Here is a 13,375-nt window from a genome sequence, read left to right on the forward strand (position 1 = left end):
CCGCGGTGCGTTGATGCCCGCACCTTCACGTAAGGGGCACAAGGGGAACGCGAACGCCTCAACCCGCCCTTGCGGGCGGCGCCGCGGAGTGAGTCGATCGGCGGCTTCCCCAGGCACCGAAAGCCGTAACCCCGCCGGGTGATGCCGGCGGGGTTACAACAAGAGCCCCCTCAGCGGCGGCGCTACAGCCGGTAGGTGACCACCTGGGGCTCGCTGCCGCCCGCCTCGGGAACCTCGACGCGCACGAACTTGAGCGTCACACGCGCAAAGCCGGCCTTGTGCAGGACGTCGGCATAGACGCGCGCCTGCAGGGCGTGCTTCTCGCGCAGCCGCTCGGGCGTCTCCTGTTCGCTGCCGCCGGTCTTGTAGTCGATGACCAGCGCCTCGTCGGGGCGGGCGGGATCGGTCGCCAGCGCATCGATGGCGCCCTCGGCGTACGCGCCGAACGCCGAGGAGATCTCCGCATCGTCCAGGCCGAGCGAGAAGAACGGCACCTCCGCGCGGACCTGTGGCCATACGGCGAGCTCGGCGCGCACGGCAGAGGCCTCCCAGCGCGCAAGCGCCGATTCCAACCGTTCGCGCTGGGCGGGCGTGATCTTCCAGTAGCGCGCGAGCGCGTCGACGCGCGCCGCCGGCACCCCCGCGGCGCCGGTCTCGATGAGCCACTGGGCGGCCGCGTGGAACGCCGAGCCGAGCGCCGTGGGATCTCCCCCTGCCGCGACGGGCTCCGCAGCGGCCTCGAGGGCGTCGGCTGCCACCACATCCAGAACAACCGGCCCGGACGGCGCGAAGGCGACCTCCCCTTCCTCCGCACCCGGCCCCGGCAGCGACGCGCTCGCCTCGTCGGCCGCCGCGATCGCCTGGGCGCCGAGCGCCTGGGCACGGTCCTCCTGCTCGGCGTGCAGCGCCGCGGAGATCGACGAGTAGCTGTACGAGACGCGCTCGGGGCGGGCATCGGGGCCCACGCGCCAGTCGACCTGGACGGGATGGACGAGCGTGAACGTGTCGGACTTCGCGCTGTCGGGCGCGTCGTCGTCGAGCGCGTCCGAGGCGCCCTCGCCCGGGCGCTCCTCGTCCCCATCGGACACCGTCGCGGCATAGCTCTCGCCGGCGAACATGAAGTCGCGCAGCGCGACGAGCTCGAAATCGCCCGCGCGCGCGTTGTCGAACACCAGCCGGTCGACATCGAGGCGCGCCCCGTCGTTCGGCAAGATGCGCTCGAGCACAGCGCGCGTGAGGTCCCGTCCCTCGTCGAAGGCGAGCTCGGGCACCTTGCCGGTGCCCACGCGCCCGTCCATCACGAGGATCAGCAGCTCGCGGGCGCGCGTCATGGCGACGTAGAGCAGGCGCGCCTTCTCCTCCAGCTCGCGGGCGGCGGCCCCCTCGCGCATCGAGATGAACGCCTCGGCCGACGAGCCGGTCGCGCACACGTCGTCGAACGCATCGGGCGTGAGCCACGATGAGTAGAGCTGCTTGAAGCGCTTCTCCACGTCGGTGTCGATCGCCGCGCTGCCGTCGGCGCGCACCGTGCCGGCGAAGCGCGCCGGCATCGCCGCCGCCTCGATTGCGCCCGCAAGGCGCCTCGTCTGCATGCGATCCGTATTGCGCTTGCAGCCGTAGCACTCCGCGACCGCGACCACGGGGAACTCCAGGCCCTTGGACGCGTGCACGGTCATGATGCGCACGGCGGCCCCACCCTGCTCGTTGATGGCACCCGGCGCCTGCTTGCCCGCGAGCGCCGTGTCGAACGCGCGCACGATGCGCCGGGGCGAGCGCCCGACGCGCGCCTCCGCCTCGCCCAGCATATCGAGTGCCTTGAGCACGTTCGCCGCGACGGCACGGCCCTCGGGGCCGCGAGCCGCCAGACGGACGAGCCAGCCCGACTCGCGCACCACGTCGCGCGCGACGGTCGCGAACGAATCGCGGCCCACGCGGGAAAGAGCCGCACGCAGCACGCTGCGCGCACGACTCAACAGCTCCAAGCCGTCGAGACCGGGGGCGTCGTCATCGCTCATGATGCCGGCGTCCGCGTTGCGGCGGCGCGTCTCGCCCGTCTCGGGATCCATGACCGTCGAGAGCGCCAGAAACTCAGTCGCCCCGAGCGCGAACATGGGCGAGGCGAGCAGCGGGACCAGGCCCTGCGCGGTGTCGGCGGGGTTCGCGAGCGCGCAGGCGAGCGCGCGCACCGCCTTCACCTCGGGCGTCGAAGAGAACACGGAGCCGCCCGCGATCACGCAGTCGAGCCCCTCGGCGCGGATCGCGTCCGCGTAGACGCCCGAGAAGGTCATGGCCCCCAGCAGCAGCACCATGTCGCCCACCGGCTGCCCCGCGTCGGCGAGCTCGCGGAACCGCCGCGCGACCGCCTTCGCCTTGGCTTCGGCGCGCTCCTCGGAGGTGCCGCCCGCGATGAAGACCGCCTGGCGGCGCGAAGCGTCCGCCACCAGCGAATCCTTGCGCTCGTCGTGCGCCTGCAGATCCAAAAAGCCCTGCATGAGGCCACCCCGCTCGCCGTCGAAGATGCGCGCGACGTACTCGAGGATCTCGGCGTGGCTGCGGAAGTTCTTGACCAGGCGGACGATGCGGCCGGACGCCTCCTCGGCGGCGGGCTCGCCGCAGGCCCCTGTCGCCGAGGAGGCGATCGAGCGCTCCTGGCGGCGGAACACCTCGACCTCGGCGCCACGGAACCGGTAGATGGACTGCTGCGCGTCGCCGACCGTGCACAGGCGCCGGCCGCCGTCGGTGAGGTATCCGATTAGGTCGACCTGCTGCTGGTCGGTGTCCTGGAACTCGTCGATCATCACGAGCCTGAAGCGGTCGGCGTATGCGGCCCGGATGGCCTCGTGGTCGCGCAGCGCCTCGTAGGCGATGCGCAGAAGGTCGTTGTTGTCGAGCGCCGAGGCTTCGAGCTTGAGCGAGCGGTACTCATGCTCGACCGCGCGCGCGAGGCCCATGAGGGCATCGAGCGCCGGCGCGCCCACGGCGAGGTAGGCATTGATGAACGTGTCGGCCACGTCGGCGCGCAGAAGCTCGATCTGTTCTTTGGGCAACGCCTTGCTCGCCCGCGGGATCTCGCAGCTCATCATGCACGCCGTGAGATCCGCCACGGTGCGGCCGCTCGCCTCGTAGGCCTCGATGGCGCAGATCGCCGCGCGCCCGATCTCGGCCGCCTTGGGGCTGGCGTCGAGGCAGGCCCGGTAGGCGTCGGCGAGCTCCGGCACATGGTCGTCGCCGCGCGCCAGGCGCACGTCGTCCATGCCGTGCGGCAGGCTGCACGCGAGCTCCAGCAGACGGCGCACCAGCCCCTGCGCGCTCGTGGAGGCCTCGTATCCCGACGGGCCCGTCTCGCCTTTCAGCGGATACCACGACAGCAGGGCCGCGAGCTCGTCCGCACGGATCGCCCCCTCCCCCTGCTCGACCTGCGCGATCACGCGGTCGACCGCCTGGCCGATCAACTCGTCGGTGTCCTCGACGACGCTGAACTCGGGGTCGAGCCCCAGCTCGAGCGCATGCGCGCGCAGGATGCGCGAGCACATGCCGTGGATGGTCGAGATCCAGGCGTCGTCGACGAGCAGCGCCTCGTCGCCCATCCCTTCCTCGATCAGCGCCCCGCGCACGCGCTCGCGGATCTCGGCCGCGGCATCTTTGGTGAACGTGATGGCGAGCACCTGGTCGACGTGCTCGATGAACGGGCCGGATTCGGGCGAGAGCGCCCACAGGATGCGCCGGGTGAGCGTGAAGGTCTTGCCCGAACCGGCACCCGCCGACACGAACAGCGGCTGGTCGAGCGTCGTGACGATCTCGCGCTGCTGGGGCATGAGGGTCGAGAGATCCATACCTTACGCGTCCCTTCGTTCGAATCCGAGCGGATGGTTGTGGTAGCAGCTCGTGAGCGGGTCGGCGGCCGCGGCGATGCGCCCCGCCCTGAGCTCGCCGAGGCGCTCGGCGATCCCCTCCTCCACGCGGTCGAGCAGCGCGTCGAAGTCCATGGTGCCGCCCGCCTGCACGGCGGGGAACCCGTCGCGCAGCCCGGGCACGCGCCCGTCCCCGGGCTCCTCCTCGGCGAGCTCCGATGAGACCGCGCCGCGCATGGCGACCTTGCCCTTCGTCGAGAAGTACAGCGCCCCGCGCACGTCGAGGCCGAGCGCGCGGCGCAGCGCCTGCCCGTAGATGAGCGTCTGCGTGTGCTCGGGCAGCCAGCGCGGGTCGTCGGCGGGCACCTCGCCGGTCTTCTTGAGCGGTGCGGTGGGGTCCTTCAGCTTGAACGGGTTGGCGTCGGAGCGGTGCTTGTAGTCGATCACCACGGCGCGGCCCTCGGCATCGACGTCCACGCGGTCGATGCGGCCGCCAAGCGGCCAGCCGGCGTAGTCGACACCCAGGCCGTTGAACGAGTATTCGAGGTATTCGGGGGCGAACGGCGCGAGCGCATCCGCCTCGTAGCGCACCACGCGCCGCAGCTGGGGCAAGATGTCGTCGATCTGCGCCTGCTCGGTCGGCGAGAGCGCGACGAGAGCCGCCGAGCTCGCCGTCTTGCCGCGCGCGTGCTCGGCGCGCACCGCGGCGAACACCTCGTCGAGCAGCGCCAGCGACGCGCGCAGGTTCTCCGGCGTCACCCGGCGCATGCCGCGCTCGCGCACCTCCTCGTGGAACCGGTCCATGACGTCGTGGACGAAGTTGCCCTTCTCCATATTGGTGAACCCGGCATCGATCATCGAGGGGCGGACGCGCGATGACACGAACCAGCACAGCGGGCAGCCCACATAGCTTTCGATCTGCGAGGCGGAGAACTGGCGCGGCACGAGCGCCCCGTCTTCGGTTCGGCGCATCAGGACCAGATACGGCACCGCCGAGACGCCCAGGCGCTGCGGCGGCAGGCAGAGCACGCGCTCGACGCGCGCCGTCCCCGTTCCCGCAGGGTCGAAATCGCCCGCCACGTCGCCCTCGCCCGTCTTCTCGACCGGCGCCTCGTCCCCGCCCCGAAGCGCGAGGAGCTCCGTCCACAGCGCGGCCGGATACCGGTCCTTCGCCTGCCGGTCGTGCGACACGCGCGTCAGGGCCACCGACCCGCGGGAGGCGCAGATCGCCCGCTCGGCCTGGTCGCGCAGGCGCGCGGCGGGCTCGAGCACAACGGCGTCGGCGCCCAGGGCGGACCCCAGCGTCACGACGGGGCCCTCCTCGTGGGAAAGCGGGTAGCTCGCCACGTCGACGTCGGTGAGCAGCACCGCGTCGACCGAGGCGGACTCGAGCACGGCGGCGTCGGCGAGCGTCATGAAGACGACGGTGCCGACCTCGCCCTCAAAGGACGCCGACGCGGCGCGCTCGCGGGACGCCGTGCACAGCCCGTCGAGGATCTTCGTCGCCACGGCCTGGCTCACGTCGAGAGCGCGCGCCTCGTTCATCAGCACGTCGACGGCGCGCTCCGCCATGGCGCGCTCGGTCGCCTGGCGGCAGCGCCCGTCGCGCGTGCCGAACGCGGACGCCGGCAGCGCCTCGATGGCGGAGAGCATCGACTTGAACGCGGAGACGGGGCGGTCCTGCCAGATAAACTGCACGACCTCCGAGCAGACCGCGGGGACCCGGCGCATGGGATGGTCGTCTGCGAGCTTGCGGCGCGCCGAGCCCGCGCGCGACTGGACGCTCTGCAGCTCCCGCAGAACGCCTTCGACGCCGAGGGCCCGATTGGAGCGGATCTTCTTGTCGAAGCCGCGCGCGAGCGCCGCGTCGGCACCGGAGACGGGCGCGTAGAGCCAGTCGGTCAGCTCGGGCGCGGGCCACCATGCGCCGTCTGCCACCTGGCCCTCCTGCGCGGCCTTCATGCGCGAAACCACGTCGGTAAGCGCCGCGAACTGCTGGCCGACGACCGTCTGGGAGAATCGCGAGAAGCGCGTGACGCTCGAGGCGATGCCGCGCGCGGCGAGGTACCCGGCGAGCTCGTCGAACAGCTCGGCCGGACGGGCGCAGGCGACGACAGCCGTCTTGGCGCGCCCGCTGTCGCCGGCAGGTGCCGACGAGAGCAGCGAGGCGAGCTCGTCGGCGTAGGCACGGGCCCTGGCATGGGGGCCGGCGACCTCCAGAAACGACAGGGCGCGCGTCGCGGCGCCGTCGGCGCCCTCGGCGCCCCCGAGCTCAAGCGCCCGCTCGACCGCACATCCCACCTGCGAGAACGCACGCGCGACCTCCTCCTCCCACACCTGCTGGGAGGCGCGCAGCAGCACCTGCACCGAGCCCGCCCGGCCCACCTGGGCGAGCAGGCGGACGAGATGGGCGGGAAGCGTCGTCACGTCGCGCACGATCGCGCAGCGCGCGCATGCGGGGGCCAGATCGGCCACCGCGTCGGCAAGCAGGACGGCGGCCTGCGCGGGCTCGATGAGGCCGCGGTCGCGCAGGCGCGCGCCGTATGCGTCGAGCAGGGAGAACACGACGCGCGTCGCGGCATCCGCCGGGCCTTTTGCCCCCTCGGCGAAGGGAAGCAGGTCTTTTGCCATGCGCGCCAGCATGCGCACGGTGCCCGGGTTGGCGCGCAGCGGCGCAAGCTCGCGCTCGTCGCGGGCGTAGAGCGTATCGGCGATAAGCAGCTGGCGCTGCAGGTTGGTGCACAGGCGCCGGCCGTCGCCCAGAAGCTCCCAGAGGCCTTCGATCCACGCGGTCGGCGTCACGATATCGAGCCCGACGCCCAGGTGCGCGTCCGCCGCGGCGCGACGGCAGACGTCGCGCTCGGACGTCGAGGGCACCAGCAGCGTGACGCGGCCGAAGCGCTCGACGGCCCGGGCCATGAGCTGCAGCTCGTCGCCTGCGGGCACGACGCCCGAGGCGTGTCTCACTATCTGAACCGCCATGATCCTCCATCGTCGAGAGAACTATCCGTTCACAGTATCCTACACGCCCGCGTGGACACGTCTCCCCGCAAAAGGTCGTTTGGGGACGGGCTCACTCCAACCCGCCCTCAAACGACCCAGGCGCCCGCAACAGGGGCGCCCGGCGCGAAATCAATTGTTCAGCGGTTGCCCAAACAGGCGGCCTATCTGTGCTCGCGCTCCTGGTCTTCGAGCTTGATGAGGATGCGCCGGTACCCGCCATGGGCGCCGTTCAGGGCCTTGGACACGCGGCTCACCGTCGTCGACGACGCGCCGGTGCGAGCCTGCACCTCGACGTAGGGCTCGCCTTCGTCGAGATACCGGGCGACCTGCAGGCGCTGAGCGAAGTCGCAGATCTCCCGCGGCGTGCACAGGTCGGTCAGAAACGCCCGCACATCGTCCTCGTTCTCCAACAGCAAAACGGAACGGACAAGCTGCTCGACGTCCCCGCGCTCGTACATCTTCTCGATATCCATGGTGCACCGCCACATCCGTTCGCGAAACATAACTAACTCTAGCCGGATGCAGTGTAACACACCACCACGCTAAAGTGCCACGGCTCCGTCGAGCGGCACAACATCCACGAGCGCGCCGGCTCCCGATGGCCCCGCCCCTACCTGGTCCACGTGGGGACGAGCGACAGGCTGTCCTCGATGCCCGAGGTCCAGAACACCTCGTCGGACCCATCGATGAGCACGGCCTCGACATCCGGCGTCGCCTCGATCAGCTCCAGCCCGCGCTCGACGCCCAGCATCAGGACGGCCGTCGAGTACCCGTCGCAATCCAGGGACCGCCGGGCAACGATCGTCGCCGACACCACGTCCGTCTTCGCGGGCATGCCGGTCGCCGGGTCGAGGATGTGGTGGTACGTCACGCCGCCCCGCGTGAAGCAGCGCTCGTGCAGCCCGCTGGTGACCACCGAGCCGTCAACCACGTCCACGATCGCCCGGCTGTGCCCGGGGTCCCGCGGGTTCACGATGCCCACCCGCCACGGGGCTCCCGCACGCGCATGCCCGTGACGGGGGTCGGCGGGCCGGCCGCCGCGCACGAGCACGTTGCCGCCCAGGTTGAGCACGAAGCGCCCCACCCCGTGCTCGCCCATGATGCGCGCGAGGTCGTCGGCGATATAACCCTTGGCGATGCCGCCCAGGTCGAGCACGGTCTTCGGGTCGTCGATGGAAAGCGTCGGCGCGCCCCCGTCGGTCTCGCCCACATGTATATGGCCCATGCCCACGTGCGGCAGCGCGCGGGACAGGGCGAGCGACCCCGGAACCACGCCGGCGTGGAAATCCCACAGCGACGTGACCGTGCCCATGGTGATGTCGAACGTGCCCCCGCTGCGCGCGCAGTACCCGCGCGCAAGCTCCACCAGCTCGGCGGTCTCGGGTTCCACCTCGACCGGGTCGGGCGCGGCAGCATGGGCCCGGGCGATATCCGAGTCCGCCCGCGTCCTCGAAAGCGTCCGCTCGAAGAACAAGCAGCGGTCGCGGCACGCGATCAGCGCCTCGTCAAGCTGCGCCGCGGTCTGGGCACCGCCGCCATCCATCCCGTCCGCCGGATACGCGTGCATGTGCACGTCGGTGTTGAAGATGAACAGCGCGATGACGCGCGACCCGTCGACGCCCGCTTCGGGGAAAGCTGTGTGCGGATCGCCATACCGGTATGTCTGCTGCAAAATCCGCCCTTTCTGTGGAACAATCTATGCGTCCATGATAGCCGCGCGGCACCTGCGGCCGCTCGACATACCGAAAGGCACCCCCATGCGCTTCGTCCTCAACTGGCTGCTCACCTCGATCGCCATCTCGATCGCGGCCTTCATCGTGCCGGGCATCGAGCCGTTCGGCATGGCGGAGCCCTGGATGAGCTTCGCGTTCACGGGCCTCTTCCTCGGCTTTGTCAACGCGCTCATCAAGCCGTTCGTCACCATCATCTCGCTGCCGGTGACCATCCTGACGCTGGGCATCTTCCAGCTCGTGGTCAACAGCCTCATGCTCGAGCTCGCCAGCTGGCTGTCGGTGAACCTGCTGGGAGCGGGCATCTCCATCACCGGCTTCGGCGCGGCGTTCTTCGGCGCCATCGTGGTGAGCATCATGTGCGCGCTGCTCGGCGTCGCCACCAAGGACGCGCAGTAGCGATCAGCGCGCGGCGCGGGGCCGACCGCCGCGGAATGAATTGATCAGTGGTTCCCTAGAGGCACTCCATGCCGCGCGGCGACTCGGCGAGCTGCGCCAGCGTGATGCCGTCGAGGTAGTCGTTGATCATGGTGCCGAGGCTCTTCCACATGCGGATCGTGGGGCATGAGTTCACGCGCTCGCATCCGATCTGGTCGCCGTCGAGGCAGGCGACAGGTGAGAGGCTCCCCTCGGTCAGGCGCAAGATCTCGCCGACCGAATAGTCGCATGCCGGACGCGTGAGACGGTAGCCGCCCCCTTTGCCGCGCATGCCCGAGAGCAGCTCGTTGCGCACGAGCGTCGAGAGGATGTTCTCGAGGTACTTCTCCGAGACGCCTTGGCGCTCGGCGATCTCCTTGAGCGGGATGCGTCCCTCGTCCTGGTGTTCTGCCAAATCGACCATGACGCGCAGCGCGTAGCGTCCCTTCGTCGACACCAGCATGACCATCCTCCTTTCTGTCGCGTAGCACAAGAATACCAAAACGGACACGACTCCATTACGGTAAAGCATACGAGAACGGGCGCGGCGTCTGATCTTCTTTCTCGTTACCGATTGTTACATTGCGCAGCGCCCACGCCGCGACATTAATCCTAGTAGTACAATAGGGTTTATACGGGCGCGGCAACCGGCGTCCGTGCAACACGACTGCCCGGAGGCGCATATGAGCAACATCTACACCTCGATCGACCAGTTGATCGGACACACGCCCCTGCTCGAGATATCCCGCATCGAAGAGCAGCTCGCCCTCAAGGCGCGCGTCCTGGTGAAGCTCGAGTACTTCAATCCCGCGGGATCGGTCAAGGACCGCGTCGCGCTGAACATGCTCGACGAGGCCGAAGCGGCGGGCACCATCCGTCCGCACGCCGGCTGCACGATCATCGAGCCCACGAGCGGCAACACGGGCGTCGGCCTCGCCTCGCTGTGCGCCGCGCGTGGATACCGTCTCATCATCACCATGCCCGACAGCATGAGTCCCGAGCGCCGCCTGCTCATGGAGGGCTACGGCGCCGAGGTGATGCTGACCCCGGGCGCCCAGGGCATGGCCGGCGCCATCGCGCGGGCCGAGGAGCTGGCGCGGACGATCCCCGACAGCATCATCGCGGGGCAGTTCACCAATCCCGCCAACCCGGCGGCGCACGAGGCGACCACCGGGCCCGAGATCTGGAACGACACCGACGGGGCAGTCGACCTCTTCGTCGCGGGCGCGGGGACGGGCGGCACGGTGACCGGCGTGGGCCGCTACCTCAAGCGGCAGAACCCGCAGGTCCAGGTCGTGGCCGTCGAGCCCGCCGGCTCCCCCGTCCTGTCGGGGGGCAGCGCCGGCCCCCATGGCCTGCAGGGCATCGGGGCGGGATTCGTCCCCGACGTGCTCGACACGACCGTCTTCGACCGCGTCATGACCGTCGCCGATGCCGACGCCCTCGAGTCCTCGCGCATGCTCGCGCGCACCGAGGGCGTGCTCGTGGGCATCTCGTCGGGCGCGGCGCTCTGGGCGGCGCTGCAGCTCGCACGCGAGGACGCGAACGAGGGGAAGACCATCGTCGCCCTTCTGCCCGACACCGGAGAGCGCTACCTGTCCACCCCGCTGTTCGGGGACGCAAGCTCGGGAAACGAAGACTGATTGCTTTCGCGCCGGGCGGCCCCGTGGCGGGCACTGCGGAGAAATGATGCCGAACGGATGCCGTTTCGGCGCGCGCCGAGCGCACATGGACGGCCTCGCTACAATGAGATGCCGCAACCAGCAGAAAGGACCGTGATGCCGAGCAAGGGCCGCGTGCTCGTCGCCATGAGCGGCGGCGTCGATTCGAGCGTAACCGCATATCTCCTCAAGCAGCAGGGCTACGAATGCGTGGGCGTCACCATGCGTCTGACCTGCAGCGCGACGTTCGACGACATGGGCGAGCGCTCGTGCTGCTCGCTGTCGGACCTGGAGGACGCGGAGGCGGTCGCGCAGCGCCTGGGCATCCCCTACCGCGTGGTGGACATGCGCGACATCTTCGAGCGCGACGTCGTCGCCAAGTTCGTGAGCACCTACGAGGCGGGACGGACCCCTAACCCGTGCATCGACTGCAACCGGTACCTCAAGTTCGGCGCGCTGCTCGACTACGCGCGCTCCCTGGACTGCTCGCACATCGCGACCGGCCACTACGCCCGCGTCCGCCGCGCGCCCACCGACGCGGGCGCACCGGGGCCCTGGACCCTGTCGCGCGCCGCCGACGCCGGCAAGGACCAAAGCTACGTCCTCTACTCGCTCACGCAGGAGCGCCTGGCGCACGTGCTGCTCCCCCTCGGCGACCTCATCAAGGATGCTGACGTCCGCCGCATCGCCGCCGAGCAGGGCTTCGCCAGCGCGAACAAGCCCGATAGCCAGGGGATCTGCTTTGTCCCCGACAACGATTTCGCCTCGTTCATCGAGGCGCGCGAGGGGCGCCTTCTGCCCGAGGGCGATATCGTCAGCACGTCCGGCGAGGTCCTGGGGCGCCATCGCGGCGCGCTGCGCTACACGATCGGCCAGCGCAAGGGCCTCGGCGTCGCCGCCGCGCACCCCCTCTACGTATGCGGCGTCGACGTCGAGAGCAACACGGTCACGCTGGGCGGGGTCGATAACCTCATGGCAGACGAACTCGACGCCGGCGACTGGATCTGGAGCGCGCCCGCCGAGACGATAGAGCGCCGCATCGTCGATGCCGGCGCGCACGGCCTTCCCGTGGCGGCGAAGATCCGCTACCACCAGCCCGACCAGCCCGCACGCGTCAGGCTCGTCGATGCCGAGGCCGGCGCGCAGGCGGGCGTGCACATCGACTTCGACATCCCGCAGCGCGGCATCGCGCCCGGCCAGGCCGTCGTCATCTACGACGGCGAGGTCGTCCTCGGCGGCGGCACGGTCCTGTAGGCGCCCCGGCCCGAGGGGCAAGCCCGACTCGAAACATGCCGCCCAACGTAAAAAGCAGGGCCCTGCCGCACGTGCGCGACAGGGCCCTGCGCCATATGCCGAGATGCGGCAGGTTACTTCATGATCTTGCGGAACAGCTCCACGACGGTGGCGTGGTCGGCGTCGCGCGGGTTGCCGGGATAGCAGGCGTCGGCGAGCGCGTCGTCGGCGATCTGGTCGAGCTCGTCCTCGGTGATGGCCTCGCAGACCGTCGGGATGTCGACGTCGGCGGACAGCTGGCGCACGGCGGCGATGGCGGCGTCAGCGGCCTCGTCGGCCGTCATGCCGGTCGTGTCGACGCCCATGGCGACCGCCACGTCGGCCAGGCGCTCGGCCACGACGGGCTTGTTGAACTCCATGGCGATAGGCAGCAGCATGGCGCAGGCAACGCCGTGCGGGGTGTCGTAGTGCGCCGAGAGGGTGTGCGCCATGGCGTGGTCGATGCCCAGGCCGACGTTGGAGAAGCCCATGCCGGCGATGTACTGGGCGAGCGCCATGCCCTCGCGCCCGCTCCCGGGCTGGCCGCTCTTGGCCTCGGCCACGGCATCGCGCAGGTTCTTGGCGATGAGCTCGATGGCCTTGAGGTGGAACATGTCGGTGAGCTCCCAGGCGCCGCGGGTGGTGTAGCCCTCGATGGCGTGGGTGAGCGCGTCCATGCCGGTGGCGGCGGTGAGGCCGGCGGGCATGGTGGCCATCATGTCGGGGTCGACGACGGCGACCTCGGGCGCGTCGTTGGTGTCGACGCACACGAACTTGCGGACCTTCTCGGGATCGGTGATGACGTAGTTGATGGTGACCTCGGCGGCCGTGCCCGCGGTGGTGGGGACGGCGATGGTGAACACCGCGTGGTTCTTGGTGGGAGCAACGCCCTCGAGCGAGCGCACGTCGGCGAACTCGGGGTTGTTGACGATGATGCCCACGGCCTTGGCGGTGTCCATGGCCGAGCCGCCGCCGATGGTCACGATGCAGTCGGCCTCGGCCGCTTTGAAGGCCTCGACGCCGTCGGTCACGTTCTTGATGGTGGGGTTGGGCTTGATCTCGGAGTACATGCTCCACGCGATGCCGGCCTCGTCGAGCAGGTCGGTAACCTTGGCGGCGACGCCGAACTTGACGAGGTCGGGATCGGTGCAGACGAAGACCTTCTTGAAGCCGCGGCGGGTGATCTCGCCGGGGATCTCCTTGATGGCACCGGAGCCGTGGTAGGAAATGGTGTTCAGAACGATACGATTAGCCATGTTGATGCCTCCTTGTCTTTGCGCGCCCCGGCCGCGGGGCGCGCCGTCCAGGATGCCGTCACCGCGCGATGCGCGGGCGGCATCTAAGCCATGATATGCCTTATTCGGGCACGGCGAGAAGCGGCGATCCGCATCCGATACCGCCACCAGCAAAACGTTTTATCAGCATTGGATAAATGGTCGAA

The 13,375-nt window shown here is 70.0% G+C and carries 9 protein-coding genes; 3 read left to right on the forward strand and 6 right to left on the reverse strand.

What is annotated here, in order from left to right; genetic code table 11:
* Positions 1–182 precede the first annotated feature (182 nt).
* The 4 genes from QVN30_RS07435 to QVN30_RS07450 all read right to left on the reverse strand — a co-directional run bounded on the left by QVN30_RS07435 (position 183) and on the right by QVN30_RS07450 (position 8,526).
* Positions 183–3,833, reverse strand: coding sequence for a UvrD-helicase domain-containing protein (locus QVN30_RS07435; RefSeq protein WP_289835957.1), 3,651 nt, complete (start codon positions 3,831–3,833; stop codon positions 183–185).
* Positions 3,834–3,836: 3 nt separating this feature from the next.
* The gene (locus tag QVN30_RS07440; protein WP_289835959.1) at positions 3,837–6,833 is read right to left on the reverse strand and encodes a PD-(D/E)XK nuclease family protein; all 2,997 of its coding nucleotides are present in this window, start codon (positions 6,831–6,833) and stop codon (positions 3,837–3,839) included.
* A 182-nt stretch (positions 6,834–7,015) separates the two neighbouring features.
* On the reverse strand, positions 7,016–7,327 hold the full coding sequence (locus QVN30_RS07445) for a YerC/YecD family TrpR-related protein (protein WP_066833907.1): 312 nt from the start codon (positions 7,325–7,327) through the stop codon (positions 7,016–7,018).
* A gap of 137 nt (positions 7,328–7,464) precedes the next feature.
* A complete protein-coding gene (locus QVN30_RS07450) occupies positions 7,465–8,526 on the reverse strand; it encodes an FAD:protein FMN transferase (protein ID WP_289835960.1) in 1,062 nt (353 codons plus the stop codon).
* A gap of 85 nt (positions 8,527–8,611) precedes the next feature.
* On the opposite strand from QVN30_RS07450, the gene QVN30_RS07455 reads away from it, so the two are divergent.
* The gene (locus QVN30_RS07455; protein ID WP_289835961.1) at positions 8,612–8,983 is read left to right on the forward strand and encodes a phage holin family protein; all 372 of its coding nucleotides are present in this window, start codon (positions 8,612–8,614) and stop codon (positions 8,981–8,983) included.
* A gap of 55 nt (positions 8,984–9,038) precedes the next feature.
* Here QVN30_RS07455 and QVN30_RS07460 read toward each other — a convergent pair whose 3' ends face one another.
* Entirely contained in the window at positions 9,039–9,464 is a 426-nt protein-coding gene (locus QVN30_RS07460; protein ID WP_087200494.1) for an RrF2 family transcriptional regulator, read from the reverse strand.
* A gap of 220 nt (positions 9,465–9,684) precedes the next feature.
* On the opposite strand from QVN30_RS07460, the gene cysK reads away from it, so the two are divergent.
* A complete protein-coding gene (cysK, locus tag QVN30_RS07465) occupies positions 9,685–10,644 on the forward strand; it encodes a cysteine synthase A (RefSeq protein ID WP_289835964.1) in 960 nt (319 codons plus the stop codon).
* Between the two features lie 135 nt (positions 10,645–10,779).
* Positions 10,780–11,916 carry a tRNA 2-thiouridine(34) synthase MnmA gene (gene mnmA, locus QVN30_RS07470; RefSeq protein ID WP_289835965.1) on the forward strand — a complete coding sequence of 379 codons (1,137 nt, stop codon included), beginning with the start codon at positions 10,780–10,782 and terminating at the stop codon, positions 11,914–11,916.
* A 113-nt stretch (positions 11,917–12,029) separates the two neighbouring features.
* Here the strand turns inward: mnmA and fucO are convergent, their stop codons facing one another.
* Positions 12,030–13,190: a lactaldehyde reductase gene (fucO, locus tag QVN30_RS07475; protein WP_289835966.1), complete on the reverse strand. Its 1,161-nt coding sequence runs from the start codon at positions 13,188–13,190 to the stop codon at positions 12,030–12,032.
* Between the last annotated feature and the right edge of the window lie 185 nt (positions 13,191–13,375).

Origin of the sequence: Collinsella ihumii (genome assembly GCF_030385545.1) — a bacterium.
GTDB lineage: Bacteria > Actinomycetota > Coriobacteriia > Coriobacteriales > Coriobacteriaceae > Collinsella > Collinsella ihumii.

What these genes read in the sequence shown, in the direction of transcription:
- cysK (WP_289835964.1), top strand. Translation starts at nt 9,685, where the DNA reads ATGAGCAACATCTACACCTCGATCGACCAGTTGATCGGACACACGCCC.
- QVN30_RS07435 (WP_289835957.1), bottom strand. Translation starts at nt 3,833, where the DNA reads ATGGATCTCTCGACCCTCATGCCCCAGCAGCGCGAGATCGTCACGACG.
- QVN30_RS07455 (WP_289835961.1), top strand. Translation starts at nt 8,612, where the DNA reads ATGCGCTTCGTCCTCAACTGGCTGCTCACCTCGATCGCCATCTCGATC.
- QVN30_RS07440 (WP_289835959.1), bottom strand. Translation starts at nt 6,833, where the DNA reads ATGGCGGTTCAGATAGTGAGACACGCCTCGGGCGTCGTGCCCGCAGGC.
- mnmA (WP_289835965.1), top strand. Translation starts at nt 10,780, where the DNA reads ATGCCGAGCAAGGGCCGCGTGCTCGTCGCCATGAGCGGCGGCGTCGAT.
- QVN30_RS07460 (WP_087200494.1), bottom strand. Translation starts at nt 9,464, where the DNA reads ATGCTGGTGTCGACGAAGGGACGCTACGCGCTGCGCGTCATGGTCGAT.
- fucO (WP_289835966.1), bottom strand. Translation starts at nt 13,190, where the DNA reads ATGGCTAATCGTATCGTTCTGAACACCATTTCCTACCACGGCTCCGGT.
- QVN30_RS07445 (WP_066833907.1), bottom strand. Translation starts at nt 7,327, where the DNA reads ATGGATATCGAGAAGATGTACGAGCGCGGGGACGTCGAGCAGCTTGTC.